Here is a 25952-nt window from a genome sequence, read left to right as displayed (position 1 = left end):
CAAGATGTATTGCCAGCTCAGTTTCTGAGAAAACAGGGACTAACGGAGAATAAGTGATGCAGATATTGGTGGCGATGCTGAAAAAAATAAGTGACAAAGGTGATAATACCGAACAAACATTATGTGATTTAATGCCACTATCCTATGCTGAAATTTATGAAAAATATCATGATGTCATTTCAGACGATGAAGCAAGAACACTTTTTCAGCAAGCGCAGAGACAAAAGAAAAAAAATCGGTTTACTGATGCGAAAATAGTGACACACAATAATCCGCAGATAAAAAATATACCACACCTGTATACCGGACAATCACCGGAACGCTGTTACGGGAATGACTTTATTCCTGACAGAATTTCAGAGTATGCTGAACCGGGCATGGTTTCTTCTATGTTTTCACCGGCCGCGTATCTGACTGAGTTATACCGGGAAGCAAGAGCGTTGCATAAGCAAGATTCAAAATATCATCTCGATAAACGCCGTCCTGATCTGAAAGCATTGTCTCTTTCTCAGGAGAATCTTGATGATGAGATTTCAACGCTGGAACTTTCAAATGACGTTTTGTTTACGGCGCTTAAGGGGAACGGAGACGAGCAATCTGTATTGCAACGTTTATCTGAAAAATATCAATCAATAAATCTTCCCTATCACGAGCCATTTCAGATAATAAAAAAAGTATCGGCGCTGAAAAATATATTTCCGGTAGTCAATAAATACCCTGTCATTATTAATAACAAAAAAACAGATAAGACATGGATAAAGACGACTAATTGTAATTTATCTCCTTCACTTTTAGATATGTTAAAAGAAATATATACAAATATTAATTCTTCTCAGGGTGGAAAACCGGATGAACTTATTAAAAAATATATAACAGATGATTTACCATATCTTTATTTTTTAAAAAATGTGATGAATTATTTTGATCTAACAAGTAAAGAATTCAGTATCCTGACAGAATTCTTTAAAATGAAAAGTGATGCTAATCAGGGGAATATAGCAGAGTATAAAAAAAATATTTTAAAATTAAGAGGTGTTGTCAGTCTGTACAAGACATCTGAATTACCACTTGAGACTATTGTTTTTATTCTTAATTCATTTAAGTGTGATCTTGCAGATGAAAAAGCAATTAATGCGATAATTAACCTTAAGATAGTCAGGGATAACTATCAGTTACGGGATGAAGATATTGCAGTATTGTTGGGTGGGGGGATCGTTAAGGATAAAGTAAATACAGATATATCACAATTTGACCGTATTTTTAACAATCCTCCACTGGGTGGTTCGGTATTTAAAGATGATAATACTGAGATTAATTTTTTCACGGGAAATTACCCGGATAATAGCCATGAGAGGTTTATTATCAACTGCCTGAAAAGGTCGCTTGGTGTAAATGAATCGGGGTTGGCCGGATTGTGTGAATTTATCTATGGCGAAAAATCATGGGTTAAATGTAATATCGAATTCTTGTCACTGTGTTACCGGACGGTGCTAATATCCAGAGTGAATCATATTTCTGCCAATGAACTTATTATATTGTTCCGCCTTCTTCCTGATGTATTTAAAAATAATATTCAAACCTATAAAACATCAGATGATATTTATGATATGTTATATAATGTAAATTATTATACCACCTGGTTTAATGAGAATAAATTATCCATATCAATGTGTTATTTTTTATTGCATAAGAGTGATGAAGTTGTAGTTACACAGGGTATCAACGATATTATTTCTGAAATAAGGAATGGGTTAAATGAGGAAGATTTTAATGATGAATTATCAAATACTATTGAGTTGATAAAAAAAATATCACCTGCGCTGTCATCTGTATTAGATATCAGTTCAGTGAATGCGATGAAATCGGTTTTACAATGGGTAAACAAATTAAAACCTGATGGTATTGATATCAAAACACTATTTTCTAATATTTGTGATAAGAAAAAAAATCCTGATCAAAAAGATAATAAAACTATCATTTATATAATTAAGATATCAGTGATGATCAATATGATCGCCACAGATGATAGCCTGTTATCATCATGGGTAAAAACTCCCGCACTTCTGGATAAATCCCTGAGTCAATTAAAATATGATTTTACAACGATTAAGATGATGGCAGATGCAAATTCTGCTATTAGATGTACAGGTGAAAAATCAGATTTAATTATCAGTGAACTGAATGATGGCAAGCTATCATATAAAATGATAGCCGATGTATTCAATCAAAATGAGAAAGTTGTACAGCAGGTATTTAAGTATCTTGATAAAACGGGAAATATCACAGATTATCGTTCATTAACTGATGTGGCAATGGTATTAGATTCATTTACAGAAACAGAGATATCTCCGGATGATTTTACAAAGCTATTCGGGAGTAATGCGGAAAATAAAGACTATATCTATTATTACAATCTCAGTAAAATTGCAGAATCAACATTAGAGCAGGATAAAATTGCTGACTTAAAGGGAACGGTTAATAATCTAAGGAGTCCGGTACTTTGTTCATTATACGTTTCAGAAAAATTAAGTGATTTAAAGCATGATAATAATAGTGTTGCGGTATATAAATATTTATTAATTGATACCGAGATATCGGAAGAAATAAAAACAACCCGAATAGCAGAAGCGATTTCCTGTATTCAGTTGTATGTGAATCACTGTCTGAATAATTTAGAGGAAGAGGTTCAGGATTCAGTAAGAACCCATTCGTTTTTCCGTGACTGGGAAACATATAATCGCCGGTACAGTACATGGGCTGCTCTATCAATGCTGGTATATTACCCTGAAAACTATATCGACCCGGTTATCCGTGCCGGAAAAACAGCAATGATGGATAATTTACAGCAACGGATAAGTCAGGAGGGGATTAAAAAAGAGGCGATTGATGATGCCTTTCGGACCTATCTGACGGAATTTGACCAGGTAGCCGATCTAAATGTGATCAGCGCGTATCATGATGAAATTGATATAAAAAAAGGGAAAACTTATCTTATCGGACATTCCGGGTTATCAGCAGGAAGCTATTATATTCGCAGAATAAATCATGAAAATATAAACATAAAGGAAAAAATAGAAGTCCCCTCTTTTGCCTGGTCTGATTGGTGTAAAATTGAATGCGGTATGAATCCATATAAGAATATAATAAGGCCGGTTATATTTAATAGTAGGTTGTATATTTTTTGGTTGGAATATTCCAGAGTTGAAATTAAAGACGAATCTGCTCAGGGCAAAATAAGTCTGATGTTTTCTTATCTTCGTTATGATAATACGTGGTCTGAAGTTGGCTTTATTGATTTATCTGAAAGAAGGGATAAGTTAATTAATCTTGGTCTGCATGATAATAAAAATAAAAAAATAGGTCTTTATTGTTCCGAAAATATTTCTGGTTATGGTTTGTTATTTGCCTTCTATGATATTAAATCAGACTCTCAGATTACTGATGCAGTTATGTTTTATTTTCAAAATGAAAATTCAGTAAATGATGTTCCTGCGGACAAAAAGGATAAAATATCAGATGTTATCAAGGGTTACTTTGATAGTAACGATGTTAAAAAAGTAATAAGTATTCATTCGGCGGATAATGTTAGTATTGTAAGGAAATCATCCGATGATGTTATTAATAATATAAAAGGCGGTTCTGATATTGTATCTGTTTCAATGAAAACGACAGGGTTGAGTTTATCTTCCGATGGTAAAAAATATACTGGTAAATTTAAATTAAAATTTTTAATGAAAAAGCCACCATTGTCGTTTGGTGATGATCGTGATTCACAATATGCTGCTTATCTTGATGTCTGTAATATTGCGCTATGGCATGACCACAATATTGAACATTCAATAGCATATCTTAATACTAAAATAAAGGTTGATAATGAGCATGTAATTGACTCTGTTGTTTTTATTTTTGACAGAACAACAAATAGTTATATTTTATTTCTTTATGATTCGTCACGGAGAGAAAGAGTTATTACTGATGGTTCTTATTTCTCCGAAATTAACATGATATTTGGCTCCCGGGATGGTGAGAGAGAAGGGCCAAACATACAAGAGATTCAATCTGATGTGGTTATAAAGTCTGGTGCTGGTGATATAATCGATTTTATATCTTTACCAGGCGGGTATGTTTATCTGAAACTAAAATTTCAAAGCTTTGGTTATCAAACTAAAAGTGCTGTTTTGGTTAAGAAATTCTTCAATAATGAGCCGGCATTAACTTCTCTTACAGCTCAGTTATCTGTAGGTGATGAGATAAAATCTACACTTAGGTTAGAACAGTGGTGTGAAGAAAAAAAATCCATTGATAATGATGGTATACAGTACACTTCAAAAGATAACGTGTTTTCATTTGACATAAAAAAGAGTGAATTAATTAATTGTAAAAATAATAAAGTTTGTATTTATTTGGTTGCATCAGATCGCGATGGCGTAATGATTACATATAAAATAATGAATGAACTTTTTGTTTTTGATGGTAATAAAAATGTGATTAACATTAAGGATAATAAGAGAGGTGCTCAGTATCTGGAATTTTGTAAAGATAATGATTCAGACTGTAAAAAAACACGTATCAGATTGAATACATTATTTGTCAGGGATCTTGTTTTGCTGGCAAATAAAGGTGTTGGTCATGTGCTCTCATGGAGAGGTCAGAATCTGACGGAGCCGGATATTGATGATGATGATGATTTTATATCGGTTCCGATAGACTTTAATGGCGCCAATGCACTCTATTTTTGGGAATTGTTCTATTATGCGCCCATGATGATTACGGATATTTTACTTCAGCATCAAAGTTACAATGAAGCTGAACGCTGGTTGCATTATATTTTTAATCCCGCCGGCTATATTGAGAATGATATATATACAGATCGGTACTGGAATGTCAGACCGCTGGCGGAGGATACGCAATGGAATGAGTCACTGCCGGATGATACCGACCCTGATGCAATAGCACTGGCAGACCCGATGCATTATAAAATAGCCACATTGATGAAAACACTGGAATTGATTATTGCCAGAGGAGATGCTGCTTATCGTGAGTTAGAGCGGGATTCGCTGAATGAAGCGAAATCCTGGTATATGCAGGCACTATCATTGCTCGGAAAAGAACCGGTTACATTGCTGAATAAAAACTGGTCTTCGCCTGTCCTGGAGGATGCTGCAAATATGACAGTACAGTCAACAATACAACATTTATTAATGCAGATAAATACTCCCGGCGACTCATCGGCTATCTCCGTAAACAGTGCAAATACGCTGATTAACGTTTTTAAACCACAATTGAATGAAAAACTAATCGCCTGCAGAGATACGATAAATCAGCGACTTTTTAACTTGCGAAATGGACTGTCTATTAATGGTCAGCGCCTTTATTTGCCGATATTTTCTTCACCGACAGATCCGAGGAATATGCTGGAGTCTCAGGTCAATACTATAAATAGTGAAAAAACACTTAAAAATAAAAAAATGCTAATGTATCGTTTTCCAGAAGTTATTGAAAATGCAAAAAGCCTGGTGGCTCAGTTGATTGAATTTGGTGATAAGTTACTGAGCTTTAATGAAAGCAGGGACAATGAAAAGTTCTCTGAATTACTTATTCATCAGGGGGATGACTTATTATCGCAAAGCATCAGAATCCAGGATGCGGAAATTAAAAGTCTGCAGTCAGAAAAAATATTATTATTATCACAACAGCGTGAAATTATTCATCGTGCGGAGCATTATGAAACATTATATTCTGAATATATTTTACCGGGAGAAGCTGGTGCGATTGTATTAAATACACTGGCAGCTGGTTTGTCAGGGCAGTCCAGGGTCATTAAAGGACTGGGTATGCTTGCTGATTTGGCACCGAATATATTCGGTGTGGCAGCAGGGGGATCTGACTGGAGTGCGGGTACTGACTGCGCCTCTGAGTTAATGGGCGGTGCAGCAGAAACAATGCAGGGGCTGGCATATCCGCTTGAGAAAGGAGCGGAATACCGCAGACGGGCTCAGGAGTGGCAGCTGGAAGCAGAATCGGCCAGAGAAGAAGAAAAACAAATTGCGGCTGAGCTGGAAGCAATGGATATGCAAATAACCGCAGCGAATATGCAGAAAGACTATATTACGACAGAGCAACGGCAAAACCAGCAGCAATTACAGTTTTTACAGCGAAAATTTACCCGAACTGAATTGTACGGCTGGTTACGCGGACGGCTGATGGCTATTTATTCTCCTTTTTATGATTTGGCGGTTTCCCGCTGCTTTATGGCAGAGGACGCCTATCGCTATGAGATGAATATCAATGCGGAAGACCGTTCATTTATCAACACCTCGGCATGGAAGGGGGCATATTCCGGCCTGATGGCCGGTGAAAGTCTGATGCTGAATCTGGCGCAACTGGAAGAAGCCTATTTGGAAAAAGATAAACGGGTTTTGGAAGTCACCCGTACCGTCTCACTGGCTGAGGTGTACAACTCTGAGATAATGGGGAATAACAAATTCAGTTTTGCTGATGTTACCGCGCTGGTCAGTGACGGAAAACCGAACAAACGGGGCAGCGACGATAACTATGTCGCACTGGTCAGCACCGCAGAGCAGACCAACAGTATGGAACTGGATGCGGTGATTAAGTTGGACGAACTGGGTATTTATACGGATTATCCTACGGATTTAGGTGAGCACCGGCTGATTATGCAAATCAGTGTGACATTGCCTGCGCTTATTGAGCCCTATCAGAATGTCCGTGCGCTGCTTGAATATATCACTAAATCTGATGAAGAGGTACTGCCTGAAGGGTGCAGTGCGATTGCGGTTTCTCATGGTATGAATGACAGCGGTCTTTTTCACCTGCAATTCGGGGACAGTACTTATCTGCCGTTTGAGGGGCTGTCAGTTAAGGGTAAAGGTCATTTCAAACTGCGGTTTTTTGATGTCGGCGGCGGGGACCAGAAACGCTTACTGCAAACCCTGACTGATATCGTACTTCATATCCGTTACACCATTTACTGATCGCGTTTAATTATCATCTCCGGCCCGGATGCGGGCCGCTGTAAGGAAACTGAAATGAGTAATATAGAGCAGATGAAAATTGAAACGCCGTCACTGCCCAAAGGCGGTGGTGCCATCAGCGGAATGACCGGTGCGCCGGGAAACATCGGGCCGGATGGTGCGGCAACGTTTTCTGTTCCGCTGCCGGTCAGCAAAGGGCGGGGTTATGCACCTGAGCCGGTGCTGGAATACAGCACCCGCAACGGTAATGATGCTTTCGGGCTCGGCTGGACGGTCAGTCTGGCAGCGGTCAGCCGCAGAGTGGTGAAAGGTGTTCCCCGTTATGATCATGAGGATGAATTTACCGGTCCGGATAATGAAGTCATTGTTCCGGTTTTGGATACTGCGGGTAATCCGGTGATCTCCCGGAAAAATTCGCTGTTAGGTGACCCGCTTAACACCCCATACCGTGTGACCGATTTTCGCTCCCGGCTGGAAACCACCTTTGACCGGCTGCAATACTGGCAGGCAGAAAGGGAGGTGCCGGGAAGTCCGGCTGAATTTTGGGTGATGTTTGCCGCAGACGGGCAGGTACATCTGTTCGGCTATGAGGATTCAGCCCGCGTATATAAACCGGGTAACCGGCAGCATATCGCCCGCTGGTTAATCAATGCCTCAGTATCTCCGCAGGGAGAGCAGATTTATTACCGTTACTGTAATGAAAACGGGGATAACTGTTCTGATGATGAGGTCCGCAGTCATCCGGAACCGGCATACAGGCACCCTGACAAAATTTGCTACGGCAACAAAAGGAGCGGTCGCCGCTTTCCTTGCGTTAACAGCAATACAGATGACAGTGCGTGGCTGTTTTTCCTCGTCTTTGATTATGGTCAGCGCAGTTGTGCACTGGCGGATATTCCCGGCTGGCAAATTCCGTCCGGGCAATCATGGCCGTTGCGTCAGGATATCTTTTCCGGTTATGAATACGGCTTTGAAATCCGGGTCCGGCGTTTATGCCGCCAGGTTCTGCTTTTTCACCGTACTGCGGATTTAGCTGCCGGAAGCAGTCAGTCCCGTGACCCGGCGCTTGTTTCCCGGCTGATCCTGACCTATGACGAGTCCCCGGTTATCACAACATTGATTGCCGTACGCCGGGCTGATTTCAGTGACCCGGCAGACCGGGCCGGTATGACACTGTTACCGCCACTTGAATTTAACTGGACTAAACCGGAAAAATGGCAGGAACATCAATGGGAAACGCTGGAAGACGTCGGGAAACTGAATTCTCTTCAGCCTTACCAGTTCCTGGATTTATGGGGAGAAGGCAGCGCAGGAATTTTATATCAGAATCGCGGAGCATGGTGGTACCGTTCACCGGTGCGTAATAAAAAAAGCACTAATCCGGACGCCATCACCTGGGATACACCGCAGTTACTGCCCGATATTCCGGCATTAGGTAAACACACACTACTGATTGACCTGGACGGTGACGGTCGTCTGGAATGGGTTGTTATCCATCAGGGAGCTAACGGTTATTATCCGCAGGATAAAGACAATGCAGAAAAATGGCTGCGTTTCTCTTCGCTCAGCGGACTGCCGACAGAATTTCATTATCCGACCGCACAATTAATTGATTTTACCGGGAAAGGGCTGTGTGACTTAGTGGTTATCGGCCCGAAAAGTGTCCGGTTGTATCCGTCAGACCGTAAAGGCTGGAAGGCCGGCACTATTATTGAGCAGCCTGATGGTGTACTGCTGCCGGTATTGGGATCGGATGAGCGTTCTTTTACCGGGTTCAGTGATTTCCCGGGTACCGGTCAGCAGCATCTGATAAGAATTAACGCGGATGGTGTTTATTACTGGCCGAATAAAGGTAATGGCTATTTTGGTCATCCTGTTTATATCTCCGGTTTTATTCCCGGTGAACATTTTGATCCTGAAAATCTGTATCTGGCGGATATTGATGGTAATGGCTCTGCAAATATTATTTATGCTCACTCTGATCACCTGGATATTTATATTAACCAGAGCGGTAACCGCTTTTCCGGGCCGGTGAAATTGCCGTTGCCTGAAGGTGTCCGCTATGATCACACCTGTGAACTGCAGTTTGCGGATATTCAGGGAAACGGTGTTGATTGCATGATCCTGACCAGACCGCTGCCGGAACTGCATCACTGGTTATTCGAGTTTTCCACAAAAAAACCGTGGATCCTCAGTGAAATAAATAACAACATGGGCGTGAATTATTCACTGAGTTACCGCAGTTCAGCGCAGCTCTGGCTGGATGAAAAAGCGGAATCAGAATATCAGAAAACCCCGGTGTGTTATCTTCCTTTTCCGGTGCATTGTTTATGGAAAACAGAAATCAGAGATGAAATAACCGGTAATACGCTGACCAGTCAGGTGCGCTACCGTCATGGCGCATGGGATGGTGCAGAGCGGGAATTTCGCGGATTTGGTTATGTTGAAATAACCGATACTCAGATTGTTTCTGATTCAGACAATAATCCGGAAAATGCGATGCCGAAACAAACCCGCAGCTGGTTTGCCACCGGTATTGATGCGCTTGATAAACGCTTTTTCGCCGAATTCTGGAAAGGTGATGATGTGGCGTTTCCCGGTTTTACGCCGCGATTCACACAAAATTCAGGCGAAAATGAAACAGACTGCTCCGCTGAGAATATGCAGAAAACGGAATACTGGCTGCGCCGGGGATTAAAAGGACAGTTATTACGGCAGGAAATTTACGGACTTGATAATTCAGACCTGTCACCGGTTCCTTATGAGGTGACAGAACAACGTACCGCTGTCCGCCTGATTGAACCCCGCGGGAGCTATCCTGTTATCTATCCGGCCGTTATTGAGAACCGGCACTATATTTACGAACGGTTTATGTCGGATCCGCAATGTCAGCAGCACGTCACTCTCAGCAGTGACCAGTATGGTGCACCACTGAAACAGGTCACTGTCAGTTATCCGCGCCGCCCTCCGAGCGGGGTCAATCCGTATAAATCGCTTGATAACCTGCCGGAAAGTACGTGGCAGAGCAGTTATGATGACCAGCAAATGCAATTGCATTTTGTATTGCAGCAAAACAGCTATTATCACCTTGATAATTTTGATCAAAATATATATCAGCTGACAATAGTAAATGCACAGCGGCAGGACTCGTCTGAATTTCATGCCGGTTATATGCCGCCGCAGGGTTATACACTGGAGAGGTTATTACAGCAGGACAGTCCGGTTCAGAATCAGAGTAAATTTACATTCGCCGGGCAAACGCGAATGGCATACCTGGATAGTAAAGGGCAGCCGGGGCTGTTTTTACCTGATTTTCCGGTCCGCGTTGCCTATACGGAACAAGCGGAATTTGATGACAGTTATCTTGCACAATTGCAGAAAGATTACCCTGATAAAGAGCCGGTTTCTTTATTACATGCCTGCGGATATCTGAGCGGTGACTATGCTTTTCCGCGTAATGACGAACGAGGAAAGTCTGTTTTTTCTGCAAAACGGGAACTGATGACGTATGGTAATGAAAATCAATTTTATGTCCCCTTATTTTACAGAAAAACAGAATTAACCGGATATAACCAACTGATATGGGACAATCATTATTGTTCTGTTACCCGCTATACAGATGAAAGCAGATTGATAACGGATGCAAAATATAACTGGAATTTATTGCGTCCTTATGAGCTGAAAGATGCTAATGATAATACCACGCGGGTAACGTACAGCAGTTCCGGTGAAATCATGACCGGTAGCTTTTGGGGCACAGAAAATGGTGTAAGAACAGGGTATTCTGAAAACGTTCCGGTTATACCGGCAGATATTACAGAGGCAATAAAATCGGTGACATCATTATCTGTTTCACAGATGTTTATCTGTGACAGAAACAGTTGGATGAGAAAGGTCTCACCTGAATTTATGACACCGGAATACAGCGATATTATCTCCAGATTAAAAGATAATCATCTTATTACCGAGGATGGCTATTTCAGTGCATTTTCCGGCGAACATATTAATGAGGAAAACCGCTGCTTAATAAAAGCGGTGATGATACCGAATAAAGACAGATTACCACCACATATATTACAGTTAAAGAGTGACCGCTACGATAATGATAAGTCACAGCAGGTGCGGCAGAGCATCCTGTTTTTTGATGGTTTTTTGCGCCGGTTGCAGGAGTCTGTCAGGGTGACACCCGGTAATGCAGGTATTCGTAATGATAACGGTGAGCTGGATAAGCACAATGATGGTGCATTAGTCACAGAAAATAGCGATTTCCGCTGGGCCGTGACCGGGCGCAAAGAATATAACAATAAAGGGTATGTGATCCGCGAATATCAGCCTTACTTTTTGAATGACTGGCGATATGTCAGCGATAGTTCTGCACGCAGTGATCAGTGGGCTGATACCCATTATTATGATCCGATGGGACGACTTGCCCGTGTTGTGACAGCAAAAAAATATCTTCGTAATAATATATATACCCCCTGGTTTACGGTGCAGGAGGATGAAAATGACACAATACAATCCACATAAAAAACGTTGTGGTTATAGTTTGTATTATTAAAAGTTATTTTACGTAGTGTCAGTTGGATTAATCATAAGGCAGGTTTTAATTATCAGATAAAATATTTTTTATAAGTAATTATTTTTTTTATTAAAACTATTGATGTGCGGTGGCGTTTATTATTAAACGCTGCCCGGGTTACTGCGTTTTTTTATTAAAATCTGCATTATTCAGGAGCAAATTTAATGGGAACTGAAAAACATAATTTACTTTTTTCACGCATAATCGATCAGGCCGTTCCGGGGCTGAAAAATACACTATCAGCAAAACAGACTGAAAAATCCGTGATTACCCGTCTGAAACAGGGAACGAAAGGGCTGATGGCCGACTATCCCGGTCTCGCGTATCCGGAGGCAGAAATTCTGCACAATCGTCTGGCGGTGGCTGTTCACGCGGCGGTCCGTAAACAGCGGGAGTTACGCCAGCTCAGTGTATTTCGCTCACCGCGTGAAGAAAAAGGACTGAAAGCATTAACCCGGCAATTAACCTATGAAGATCAGTTCACGCCAAACTGGGCGGAGAATACCTTACCGGATGCGATAGATTCAGGTCACGGCGCGGTTGCTTATCTTTATGATCTGCTTGAGTTTGCAGAAAATGTCATTGAACCGAAAGGAGACAGTAATAAAACAATCACACTGAAACAGCGCCGACCGGATATTTATAACATTTTACTGAATGAAGAAAATGTAAACGGCGAAATTTCCAAAATTGACATTATCAATCAGATTATCGGTACTGCCATCAGTCAGCAGGAAAAAGGGGCGGATCCGGAGACACTGATGCTGAATGTCCGCTATCCCTACCGGTTTCCGTTTGAAAATTACATGAATCAGATTTACGCCGTCCTGGATGAATATGATTTATCAATTGGTGATATTAAACGGCGTTGTGATCCTCAGGCACCTTATTTTACACAGTCTGGTTTACACGGAGAGTATTCTGATTCCGCTCTCTGGCTGGATAGCCATTTAGGACCGGAACTGCGCGAAATTTTGCTGGCGGCGCCACAAACCGAAAATAGCCGGACAGAAGAAAACTCCCCCTATTTTAAGCAAAACTTTGGTGTTGAACAGTTTACGGATTTATTGAACAGCACCGTTTTTTGTCAGCAATTAAACCTTGAGCGCAGTGACCTGGAATCGTTATTTTCCTGCGGGGAGTATGTACCGCATTTATCACCGAATGTTGATCCCGAAACGATTACCGGCTATGCCCCTGAACAGGGAAGAGCGGTTTCTCCCGCTGTTTATGGATCGGTTTTTATTAATAATAATATATTACCTGCGATTACAACCGGCGGTGACACCAGTGACGATGATCACACATTCAGTCATCTGGATGAAATCCGGTGTGAGCGTACCGAACGTTTTTTACGTCTTTCCCGTGCGCTGGATCTGCCGTATGGCGAGCTGGATACATTACTCACTTCTGTTATACGTGCTGAAAATAGTCAGGCGGATAACGGCCTGATTATCACCGGCAATACGTTGCGGGCTATTGGCTTATTTGTGAGTCTTAATAGGAAACTGAAATGTACTGTCAGTCAGTTTTCTGTCTTATATGATGGCATTACTATTTATAGTCGCGGGAAAGAAATTAGTGATTTTGACCGGTTGTTTAATAATGATGACCGTTTTAATTACCGTTTTATTCTTGATGATAAAAAAATGGAAGAGCGGGATATTAACCGCATCTGTAGTGTGTTTGGTATTAACTACGATACCTTTTCGTATCTGGCGTTGTTGACACGGGAAGTTCTGGGGCTGGATGTATTAACCCGCAGCCGGCAGGTTATTTCTGCGCTTTACCGTCCTGTGGTATTGGCTGATTTACTGAAAATAAAGCCTCTGGAATTACTCGCATTACTGAAATCAATGAATCCTGATGCCCAGTATGATCGTTTATTTACCGGAGTACCGGAAAACCGTGTCTATAAAGTATTTGATCAGGCCGATATTACCAGTGCGATCAGTGCACTGGTCAATATTCAGAATTGGCGGACAGAGAATAAATTATCGGTGGCACAGATCTTTAACTGGATCGCACCAGCGATTATTGATGACCAGGAAGATAATACGGAACGGGAGTTGTTCCGTCAGATTAAAGAAAATACAGACAGTACATTATTCAGTAATGAAGCATTGTATCTTGCCGGTGTACCGGAGAATACTGACTGGGTTTCGCTGTTACCGGCACTGGTCAATGCGCAGGGGATTCTGAAGGATACTGAGGACGGCCTTGACTGGGACAGTTATAAAGACTACGCACTGGATATTATTACATCTGCGGCGGAAAAAGTATTAAGCAATACAACAGGAGAAGAACAAAAGAAAACGATTAATACAATTTTGTCCGTACTGCTGGAGAAAAGAGCTGCGCAGTGGAAAAGTGTTAGCGGCTTACTTGAAGGGTATCTCAGCAATAAAACCGACAGTATTACCCCTGCATTGTACTGGTGCGGCAGTAATACAGAATCATTTCTGACCAGTATCAGAACGCAGCCGGATGACAAGATGTTATCTGCGGGAAAAAACACGATTATGGAATTACTGTCCGGTCTGCGGCGTTACAGTGAAATCATTACCCATTTCCGTCTTGAACCGGCCATGATGTCACAATTATTGTCTCATGATAATAATCTCTGGTATGGACTGAAAACAGAAAAACCCACCTTACAGTTACTTTACCGGCTTTCGGTATACCGGCATCTTATTGATGATGGCAAACAACCGGCTGAAAAATTACTTAATTATCTGTCGCTGATTAATTCACTTCCGCTGGACAGCCGCAGTGATGAAATACGTCTGTACCGGGATCAGGCACTGAATAAATTATCGCTTTTTATGGGATGGAGTATTAATGAGCTGTTAACGGCTGCGCAATATGTTGCACCGGATAATGCCATTATCCGGACACTGCCGCAAATTCTTCTCGTTAAACAAATTCATTCAGTTTGTCTGAATACAGGGCTGAGTGCCCGCAGTGTTATTTCGCTGTTTAATCTGGATGAAAACAGTGAGTCATCACAGTATCAGGCGGTTGCTGACCAGGTAATGGAAAGCCTGGCACCGCAGGATGTATCACTGTACAGCAATGATGAATCCAGCCAGGGTGACCTGACTGTCAGTGTCTCAGCCGCAAGGACAACGCTGTTGGTTTACAGCGAAAATCAGAAGGAAGACGGGGTTGCTGAAGATGAAACACAGTTGACGGTTACCTTGCTGACGCTGGAAAACACACCGCTGGAGGGAATTCCGGTTATATGGGAAAAAATATCTGAGCAGGGAGAATTATCCGGGGCGGAAAGTAAAACCGATAAATCAGGCCGGGCATCGGTAACATTAAAAGCAGGGTTCCGACAGGGGGTTGTATTAGCTAAAGCACACTATGGTGTGAAGAGTATTCCGTTACCGCTGGTCAGAGTTGACTGCGATATCAGCACGCTGGGTGCAACCGGTATTCAGACCGTACCGGAAAATCCGGTGGATATTCCGGCGGACGGAAAAACACCGGTCGAAATTACCGCATTTTTCCGCGATAGCAATGACAACCCGGGGATTGATAAAAATATCCGCTGGGAAACTACCGGAGGCCGTTTTATTTATAAGGGCACCCTTACGAATGATGAGGGGAATTGTTCTGCCATACTGGTGAGTGATGAATCTGCTGATATCACGGTCCGTGTATTTTATGAGGATATTCCGGATGAATACACAGAAGCTGACATTTCATTTATTTCATTATAGCCGATGAATAATATTTTTTTCGGTGTGAATAATGAATGAAAATAACGGAGAAATAAAATGGCGCGTAATGTAAAGCAGATTTTAAATCATCTCTCAGAAAAAAAGCGGGATGCCTATGTTGATTACTTCACTAATTACATAGTAGGTAGAAATGAGAACACAGCAATGCTGGGGATTACTGATGCTGATGACCTGTATGATTATTTTTTAACAGATGTGAAAACAAGTGCTGATTTTATGACCAGCTATGTATCAGATGCACTGGCCAGTATTCAGCAATATGTTAATAATATTCTTAATCAGAAAGAACCCGGTTACTCCGGTGAATTCAGTGAGGATATTCAGCAGTGGTGGTCCGGTTATCTCAGCCATATTTCATTGTGGAAAGCTTGTCAGAAAATAGAGGATTATCCGGAAGATTATAATTTACCTGATTATATCAATGATAAGACACAACTGTTCAGTGACTTTGCCGCAGACCTGGGGAGTAACAGCCTGAATGATGCCGGGATACAAACGGCTTTTCTCAAATATCTGCGCAGTTATGAAGCGGTTAATGCGATCAGTGTTATCTCCGGATATATTGATTATCCGGGGGAACGAAACGATGCGGATACATTCAGCGGACATGGTTTTCTGAATTCTGACTATTATTTTATCGGTGAAAATTGTTCACCATCTGCAGGTTTTTACTGGCGTGAGGCAAATATAAGCGCAGATAAATCCTCCGGTTATATTTCTCCCCGGGCATGGCATGAATGGCAGCCGCTGGTCATCACTGAAGATGCAAAAGATATTTTACAAATGCGGATTGTCAAAGTAAGTGGAAGTCTTTTTATTATCTACCTGACCTGTAAGGAAGATGTGGTTGCGGATAAAGAAAAAATAGAGAAAGAAAGCCAGAGTGAAAATAAAAAACATTATAAGATTGAAATTAAATTAAGCCGTATGGGGCTGGACGGGAAATGGGATATTGCTAAACAGTTAAAGAAAATAACCTATGAGAGTGAGTCTGAGATAAAAAAGAATGAATTTAAATTAATATCCGTTGCATTCACTCAGGATGAACAGCGGGATGATTATCTGGTTATTGCATGGCTGAATAAAAAGAATGAGACTATTTTTTACAGTATTTTGAATGTGCTGGAACAAAAATTAGAAACTGACGGCTCAGATATTCTCGGAAAACAGTGGCAGAGTAAATTGGCATCCCGGTTTTTTAAAGATGACGATGAGACCTGTCAGCACCGTATTTTTGGCATTGAGAAAGATATAAGCAGCATCATTCGTACTGATACCAATCTGAATTTATCACTGGAAGCATACTATTGCCGCAGAGGTGATCGTCATCAGCTACGGGTCCGGGGGAATTGCCATCGTTCTGCCAAGATACCGGATCTTATTTCACTCAACCTGCAGGCAATCGTCAGTGAATGGCAAAATGGTCGTATTATTGTCAGCGGCGACAGGAATAACATTACTGTCAGAGCGGAGGCCACTCAGGGAGCCGACTATTTATCATTGTCACTGCCTGATGGTAAAAATGAGGTTGTTTTTAATAAGAGTGATTTTACTGAGCATAACGGCTGGCTTTCAGCAGAGAAAAAAATATCACTTTCTCAGAATCAATGTGACCTGATAGCGGCTAAAAATTATAAAGAAATACGCAGTGGTGCCGGTTTTTCATGGCAGATTACGTCAGGGGGGACTGAACATTCACTGGCACATATAAAAAACCGGGTCAGCACGGTAATGCAACCCGTTACTGTCTCCGCTGAGTTATCTATTTTTGATGACAGTCTTCAGGAGTTGCAAAAAGAGGACTGGAAAGGTGAGCTGATTTACCAGAAGGGTAGTCATACACCATGGCGTACTTTCAGTTGGAGTGAGAACAAAGCAAAAACCGATGATGTACGTTTTAAATTCGGATTAACAGAAGAAAGCCTGAAAGCGGAGTTTACGGTCAAAATCAGACCGTTATCGAACAATATTCCTGCTATTGTCGAGTTTTCAAAACATCAGCAGTTTCTGAAGTTTAATCAGCCAGACGTCTCACTGAAACATGTTCGTCTTAATTCGGCTCAGGTTAAAGATCTTGTCTATCGTGCTCAGATTTCAGTCAGATATATTTTTGACTGGGATGCGCAAATTATGAAAGAACCCGGATATGGGAACGAAATAAAAGAGACACTCGATTTATACGGGGCTAACAGCCGCTATTTATGGGAACTGTTTTTTTATTTACCGTATCTTGTGGCCAGTCGTTTTTCACAAAATCGTCTTTACTCTCAGGCGCGCCAGTGGCTTCACTATATTTTTTCGCCTTATGACGGGCACCGTTTATCCGTAAAAGACGACAGTGAATTATTGCCGCCGCCTTACTGGAACTGCCGTGTATTAACGCAACCTGATCTGAAATATCAAAATAACGATAATGCATTACCCGATCCTTTTGCAATATCCGAGGATGCGCCTTCTCATTATCGGAAATCGGTCTATTTAATGTATATCGATACGCTGATTTCTGAGGCTGATTTGAATTACCGTCAGCTCAGTCGTGACAGTATTACCCGTGCCTGGGGATGCTATCACCAGGCTCAGAGTATGCTGGGTCGTATACCAAAGGACTGCAGTGTACCAAAATGGCAGTCATGTACTGTCAGTGAATTACTGGGGAATAAAACGGCTCCTGTACAGGAAAATATCTTTCCTGAATTATTTTCGGCGATATATCCGGAAAATATACCCAAACAGCTTAATGGCTTTTTCTGGTACGGCAGTTTGGGTAATACGCGATTTCGTCTGCCGGTACAGAGCAGCTTACTGGACAGACAATCCGTTCTGGAACACCGTTTATTTAATTTGCGTCATTATCTGGATATTGAAGGCAATATGATGCAGTTGCCATTATATGCTGCTGCGCTTGATCCGTTTGACCTGCTGCGCTCCCGTATAGGCGGGACATCTGAACTGACCTATTTACAGTCCGGCTCATTAAGTATTCCGTCATATTGTTTCCGCGTCATGCTGGAAAAAGCAAAAGAACAGGCAGCAGCGCTGATTACATTAGGGGATAAACGTCTCAGTTATTACGAGCAAAAAGAACGTTATCACACTGAAAATATGCAATTAAAGGATGCGACTGAGCTTGCGCAAGCCAGTGCCGCTATTCAATCACTGTTGCTGGACCAGCAAAAATCCGCGCTGGACTCTCTGAAAGCAGCGAAAACGATGGCGGAAAATAAAAAAACATATTACGCCGGACTGGCTAAAGACGGTACAAGTACAAAAGAGTGCCAGGCAAGGAATTTGTTGCTGACATCAACGGTCTTTCAGGGGGTTATTTCGGGTGCTGCTGTTGCCGCAGGTATTGCGGCTGCGGTTCCGCGTATCTTTGGTGTGGCGCAGGATACCGGTGACCATGGTGTAAGAGCATTGCTCGGAGTGGGGGGAGCCGCAGCCTTAAGTGCGGATATTATGCGCGGTACTGCGGATTATGTTCAACTGGATGAACAATACCGGCGTCGTCAGGAGGAATGGGCGTTTTCAGCAAAACAGGCAGAAAATGAAGTCACCGTACTGGATGCGCAAATAAAAGCCCAGGAAGCGGCGGTCAGCGCAGCCGAAAAAAGCGTCAATTATACAGAGTCGATTCAGAACCAGGCAAAAGCACTGTATTACTATTTCAGCCAGACCCGTCAGGTTAATGAAAGTCTGTATGAAAAAATGGTCAATATTATCGGCTTATTGCATGACCAGTTATGTTCACTGGTCAGAACATTTTGCGCATTAACAGAAGCGTCCTGGCGTTATGAAACAGATGATTATAAACGACAGACGTTTATTCCTGCTGACCTGTGGAGTGGCGATAATTTAGGTGTTCTGGTCGGTGTTAAATTACAAAAAGCCCTGCTGGAAATGGAAATGGCGTATACACAGCAAAATACACGCCGCCTGAATATCACAAAAACGATTTCACTGAAATCGCTGGTCAGTCACCATCTGGTTAAAATCGATGAAGCACCGCTGACAACATGGGATGAGGTTAAAGCGGCGTTAAAAGGCGGGAAAAAGCTGTCGTTTGATTTCACCCATCAGTTTTTTGATACGGATTTTCCGGGGCATTATGCACGAAAAATTCATTCTCTGTCCGTAACATTTCCGACGTTATTACCACCATATCAGAATATGCGGGTTCTGCTGGAGCAAACATCAAATACCTTATTGGTTTCACCGGATATTGACGCGGTTAAATCGCTCTATACACCAACCGGACAGATAAACAGTGAATCTATTATCCGCAATCTGCGGATAAACCAGAAAATTATACTGTCCCGCGGCAATGATGACAGCGGTGAGTTTCCGGATGATGGCTTTACCGGCGGGCAATACCACAGCTTCGAACATACCGGTGTTGTATCACACTGGCGGTTATCTGTTCCGCGGCCGCAAAACTGCCCGGAACTCCTTGATAATCTTAATGACATTATTATTAAGCTTAACTATACGGCGAAAAGCGGTAATGAAATATTTGAAACCGCAGTAAATGAATTACTGGAAAATAATCAATCAGGAAAAGGAAGCAACGAAAATGACTGAAAAATATAATCAGACTGAAGTTAAAGGTCATAATTTTATATCAGACCCTTATTTTGAAGAATGGGGTAACGGTGACTGGGAAAAAGGGGAGCAGAACAAATATACAAAGAAAAAAGACGGAGACAGAATCTATCTTTATATCAGCGGCAAAGGCAGTATTTCACAATCTGTTATGTTACCGAAGAAAGGCTCCGGAAAATCGGATGAACCGCCGTTTTACTCATTGACGTTTGATTACTCGGTTAAAAATAAAGCCAAAGTTTCATTAATTCTGACATACCTGAGCGGGGAAAATGAGCGGAATAAAAAAGAAATTACGCTGCCGGAAACAAAGGCGTGGTCTCAGCATGAGTTATTGCTTGATGTCTCCGCAGAAGATACTGAAATCAGCCTTGAGTTTTATGCCGGGAAATCCGCCGGGAATAAAGGGATTAACCTGACCGCTGTTGATATGCAGTTACATATCGGCGGATTGAGTCCGGAATCCATTGCATTTGATGATGAAAATATTCCGGCGGATAAGCCATTACTGAAACTTAACTACGGACGCAAACACGTTCTTAATATTAAACCGACCGCTGACAGTGCATGGTGTGACCTTGATTGTGTGCTGAAGTGGGACAGTGATACTCCGGCATCTAACTACCCGGTCAGTTTTACGCCTGAGCTGAATACAGCGCAACCCTTAAATAAAGAAGGGAGCATCTGGGAAATGGCCTGTTCCGATCAAAAGGCCATTGGTATTCCGGAGACATTCAGCGTGATGCTGGCATCAGAATACAGCTCTGAGCCTTTTATTTTCAGCGCGGAAATCGGGGATTACCTCTATAAATTTACAGAGCCGAAAATCAGCGGAATTGCGGTTATTGCTCAGAGTATCCCGGCAAACCTGAGTATCCGGGTTGTCTGTGATTATGATGAAGCGTATCCGGATATGCCGGGAGTGCCTGATATTGATGTTTGCTGGAAAATGGATGGCGGAGAGATTATCAGTACAACTAAAACAGATACTGAGGGGATGGCAGCCCTGACCTTTTTACCGGAAAAAAGCGGGGATTATAAACTTGTTGCATTAATAACCGATAAAACAGGGCGTGAAAGCCGCCATCAGTTTGACATTCATGTTTATGACCGTTCTCCGTGGCTGGATGACACCCGGGTTGCTGTCAACAATACCGATGTTGACCTGTCGGGAGAAGCCGGGTATCTGATGAACGGAGACGTTACGGCTCTTCATCTGACGTGTGATAAAAACAGCAATGTTTTCGGCAGGGTTAAGCTTGAGAATAAAGCGGGAAATACCGGTGTCACTATCACACCGGCAGAAGGCCGTGAAATTCCGCCGGAAGGTCTGTCATGGGATCTCAATATCACCGGCGGCGACAGCAGAGAGCTGGCATTTTTATTAACCAGTGATCAGTTCGGTATTTCACAGGAAGTCCGGGTTATTGCATTACAGACGGACACCGGGAAAGACATTCAGTCACTGAAAGTTGACGGCAAAGCGCCGGCAGATCTGACGCAATTACGTATCGGTCCGTCAGAAGGTATGACACTGAATTGTACCGTCAATAAATTACTGTCCCGCTTACAGGCGGAACTGAGCAGTCAGGACAGTAAATTGCTGACAGCAGAACCGGCTTTCGGGCAATTACAGGCTCTGAAAAATAATGCAGCGCAATGGGAATTACACAGTATTAACCCGCTGGGTGGCTTCTTTGATCTTGCACTGAATATCCCGCCAATGACGAATCCGCTGACACTTTCCGGCCGTGTATTACCGCAGGACATCGAGTCAGGGATTGAAACGATGACCCTGAATGATGCACCGTTAACCGCACCCGGGGATTTCCTTCTCTCACCGGACAAAAGCTATACGCTGACAGTAAAACCGCATCCGTTACTGAAGGATATTCCGGTTTCATTAGTTTCTGAAACAGATAACGGCGTTACGGTGATCAGTAATCCACCGTTTGGCAAAGAAATCAATCTGGCAGAAAACGGGTCGTCGTGGCAGATTTCTGCGGATCCTGCTTCCGCCCGCGGAAAATTCTCACTGCAAATTCAGAGTCAGTGGGGCGGCGCTCCGGTTCATCTGAATGGCGCTGTATTATCTGCGGATTTACAGGATGAAGGTTCTGTTCAGATTACCGATGGTTTCAGCGGAGAAAAATATAAGGTTGATCCGAATATCGGCTTTATCTTTGAAGCAGATAAATCATATCAGCTTGCTGTCCGCCTGAAAAAAAATAATCTCATCCACGGGCAGGAAGTCGCCTGGGTATTAGCTGACGGAGACAGTCACCAGAATGCAGTTTCTTTTGATCCTGAAGAACCTGTTGAATTAACTACATTAGGTGCTGAATGGGAATTCAGTTATACAGAAGAAGGTGACACTCAGTTTGATTTATTACTGACCAGTCAGGATAAATTCAGCTATAAGGTTCCATGCCATATATTTAATGATGGCGATTATCTGGAACGGAGTAAGTGTAAATTTGTTTTAAACAGTAAGGATATTATCCCGGATGGTAATGATCACGAGTTGGCATATAAAAAAGATATCTCTCTTCAGTTAAAACTATCACGGGATGCAGCAACATTTCTGAATGGTATGTCGTTAGCATTAATAACGCATAATATGGATGATGAGGGTGATAGTCTGATTGTATCACCGGATAAACCAACTCTTATTACACCGGAGACCCGGGACGTTCAATGGAATATTGAAACTGATGTGGCTGTTGGTCACCGGTTTACGCTGGAAATCGTAGTGGATAATTTTAAAAGCATTACATCAGTTATTAAATGTGTATCAATATGATATTTACGGTGTTCGCCTTTTAGCAGGCGTGAAATCAATAGATAACATACAAAACATATACGGAGAAACACAATGGAAAAAAAATCAAAAAGTATATTGGGTAAATTAATTGATATTACTGATAACAGTGATGTTGATATTAATCTCGGTTTTGTATCACATCAGGATGTTCAGTTAAATGTCATCAAAAAAGACACTAAATCATCCGAAGCTAAAGAGAAAGATAATAAAGAACTGACATCGTTACTGTCAGATATTAAATCAGGTTTTAAACAAACCGGCATTCCGCTGAATATGACTCAGGGGAATAATGAAAAGCAGAAAAATGTGATTACCGGACAGGAACCCGGTAAAGCCTCATTATCAGAAGCGGAAGTCGCCCTGCAGAATATGCAGTTACAGGCACAGGCGTTGGGTGCGGAATTAGTTTTAACCGACCGTCCGGCGGTGATGGCAGAAGAGCGCTGGGTGTTACCGGAAATATCACAGCAGCAATTACGCACGGCTGATTTGTCTGCGGGTGAAGGGCTGGCGAAACTGGCGGCGGTGATTAAAGCGGTAACGGACAAATGTCCGTTACAGATAACCCTGATGATCCGGCCTGATTTACGTCCGCAGGTGATGCTGAACGTCTCTGCCGGTGAATTGAACTGGATTTTTGCGGCAAAAGAGGGGCGTTACCCGCTGAAAGATGTGCTGGCCAAAATGGCAGGTAAAACGGTTACCCACGGCTGGGATGCGATTGTGGTATATCAGCGCGGACAGGCCAATAACCTGCTGCAACAGCAGCATATTAAACGGTTTACTACCGGTAATACGTTACCGCCGGTGAATGGTGATATTGAATCATCCACAGCGACCCGGTTGCTGACACATAACCTGACACTGAGCGCGCCGCATCTGTCCTTTAACAAAGCAGGCAGCGGAGATTCAACCGCGCAGGTCGCGATGGATTTCGTCAAAGGGATGATTGTCTATAAAGAAAAAGCTATTGATGACAGTTACCGGATTATGCGGATTGAAAAAATCACCCCGCTGAATTCCCCGTATGTTGCGATGGATGTGCCGTTATCCAAAGCACCGGGGTCAGTCAGTGAGATTGGTGAAGTGCAGTTTGATATTAAAGAGGGCGATCATTTTACCAATAACCTGGTGGTGAATGGTATGGAGCAGGAAACGATCAGTCATTTTTTCAAGCGGAGATTTGATGCAACCCCGGCAGAGCAGCGGATTTATAAGCTGGGCACCATCAGTAATTATGAAAACGAACAGTTTCAGCCTGAAAAATTTGATATCCGCACCATGGGGGCGCCAAATACTCAATCCCGCGGCTCACAGGATGAGGGTGATGGTGCGGTGGTGTTATTTGTTCAGATGAAAGGCAGTGACGCTAAACCGGTGGAAAAGGAATGTGATTGGTTATTAGCGGATAATTATAGTTCAGCATTGGTAATGAGTAACAAGCAGTTACTTAATAATATTCAGAGCAGAGAAGATAAATTGCAGGTTGTTTTAAAAAAATACCCAATGAGTGATGATGTTGATTCGTTATTTAAGGTTGTGGCTGTCAAGGGCAACTATGTTGCTGAGCTTTCTGTTCAGGGTGAAGCCTCTAACCTGGATGGAAAATTCAGTTCTTTCACGTACGAAATAAGTATTATTATTGTATTGGAATTATCTGGATCCGAACAGGGTAAAACGGCATATGAACTGTACCCTAATTATATTAATTATGATGACTATAGTGAGCTGGTTAAGAAGTTTGATTCTGGGTTAAGTAATGCTGTTTATCAGGTTGACGTTAAATTTAAAGATTCGGTTGGAAATGAAGTTTCTCCTTTTTCTATCAGAACGAATGCTATGTTGAAGTTGGTTTTTGATTTTTGGTATAAGGCTGGTGTTAATAAATATCCGGGACAAAAATACCTCGATGCAGGTGATGTCTATTTATCTCATATTATAAGAGATACAAAGGATGAGGTTAAAATTGATTTTTCTGATTTCCTTATGTATTTTAAATCTAATGTTGATAGTACAGTTGAGGATAAATATAAAAAAGTTGTATATGATACTATTTCAAAATCATTTGATGAAGATCTGTATCAGAAAGTAAGGTTTTCTCTGGAGGATTATTTAAGCTCATATCAATTACCCTATGTAAGCACATTTGTTTTAGGGAATTTATTATTTCCCGGCTCGAATTATTTTCATTCTGAATTGGCTCATCTTCCCGGTGATCTGCTGGTAGAGGGGCAGCTGGCTCCGGGCTCTGAATCATTTGCTGTCACCCCCACTGAAACCACTATTGTTGCCGGTTCGGACTATCAGTTTACAACCACCCCGGAAGTCAGCGGTGTAAAATGGAGTATTTCGGATTCTGAAAAAGGCAATACCAACGCGGATTTAGGCCATATTGATGCCGCGACCGGGAAATATACCGCCCCGCAGGCTGCGACGGTGACAGAAGGTGTGCGCCATGTGGTGGTCTGTGCCGAAAAAGGTGACACCAAAGTGTATGCGCTGGCTTCTGTTATTGCGAAAGGCGTGAGTGTTTCACCGGCCTATCAGGTGGTTCAGCCGGGCAAAGAGATAAAATTAACCGCGAATTCTGTCAACGGTGGTGAGCTGAAATGGGATATGGGTGAAAATAAACAGGGCTCATCACTGACAAAAGTCACCAATAATGAATACACCTATAAAGCCGGTAAAAAGGTTGCGAAATTAAACCTGAATCTGGAACGGGTAACCGTGACAGATGAAAAAGGGGCAAGTGGTGAAGCACTGATCCTGATCCCGAACCGCACTATGGCGGGTAAAATCACGGTGTCATATGACAATGTCCCTGCTGACAGTGTGAAACTGATTTATACCGTTGTCGTACTGGAACCGAAACTGGATGAAAACGGTGACCCAATCTATGACGAAGATGACAACCCGGTCTTCGAGGAAAAAGAGGTCGAATTAACCGGCAGTAAAGCAAACTGGACAGCAGTTGAAACCGGCGGCGCAACCTTTGACAAGAAAACGGGGATACTGACATCGGCGCCGGGTGTCGGTGACGGGTTTGCGGTTATCCGTGTAGCTTATACGAAAGATACAACGCAGTACCGATCTGCAATTGTTATTCCGTTACCACTCAGTACCTATAAAAAAACCATTTTTGAGGCCTATTCTCCGGAACAGTAATAACCAGACCCGGTACCGCTTTTGCGGTACCGGTTTTTTGT

General features: G+C 42.3%; 6 protein-coding genes. All 6 read left to right on the top strand.

Features of this window, described 5'->3' with window-relative positions; translation table 11 throughout:
- Positions 1-56 precede the first annotated feature (56 nt).
- The 6 genes from AB7038_RS13510 to AB7038_RS13485 all read left to right on the top strand — a co-directional run bounded on the left by AB7038_RS13510 (position 57) and on the right by AB7038_RS13485 (position 25911).
- A complete protein-coding gene (locus tag AB7038_RS13510) occupies positions 57-6995 on the top strand; it encodes a neuraminidase-like domain-containing protein (protein WP_369453523.1) in 6939 nt (2312 codons plus the stop codon).
- A gap of 54 nt (positions 6996-7049) precedes the next feature.
- Complete coding sequence (locus AB7038_RS13505; protein WP_369453487.1) at positions 7050-11522, top strand: SpvB/TcaC N-terminal domain-containing protein; 4473 nt, start codon at positions 7050-7052, stop codon at positions 11520-11522.
- 216 nt (positions 11523-11738) lie between these two features.
- A complete protein-coding gene (locus AB7038_RS13500) occupies positions 11739-15302 on the top strand; it encodes a Tc toxin subunit A (RefSeq protein WP_369453486.1) in 3564 nt (1187 codons plus the stop codon).
- A 57-nt stretch (positions 15303-15359) separates the two neighbouring features.
- A complete protein-coding gene (locus AB7038_RS13495) occupies positions 15360-19901 on the top strand; it encodes a neuraminidase-like domain-containing protein (RefSeq protein ID WP_369453485.1) in 4542 nt (1513 codons plus the stop codon).
- Positions 19894-22725 carry a hypothetical protein gene (locus AB7038_RS13490; protein ID WP_369453484.1) on the top strand — a complete coding sequence of 944 codons (2832 nt, stop codon included), beginning with the start codon at positions 19894-19896 and terminating at the stop codon, positions 22723-22725. The genes AB7038_RS13495 and AB7038_RS13490 overlap by 8 nt, the downstream gene beginning before the upstream one ends.
- Positions 22726-22797: 72 nt before the next feature.
- Entirely contained in the window at positions 22798-25911 is a 3114-nt protein-coding gene (locus tag AB7038_RS13485) for a hypothetical protein (RefSeq protein ID WP_369453483.1), read from the top strand.
- Positions 25912-25952: the final 41 nt, after the last annotated feature.

The organism is Morganella morganii, assembly GCF_041099235.1.
GTDB classification, from domain to species: Bacteria; Pseudomonadota; Gammaproteobacteria; order Enterobacterales; family Enterobacteriaceae; genus Morganella; species Morganella morganii_E.
This window is presented reverse-complemented; position numbering and strand designations above follow the sequence as displayed.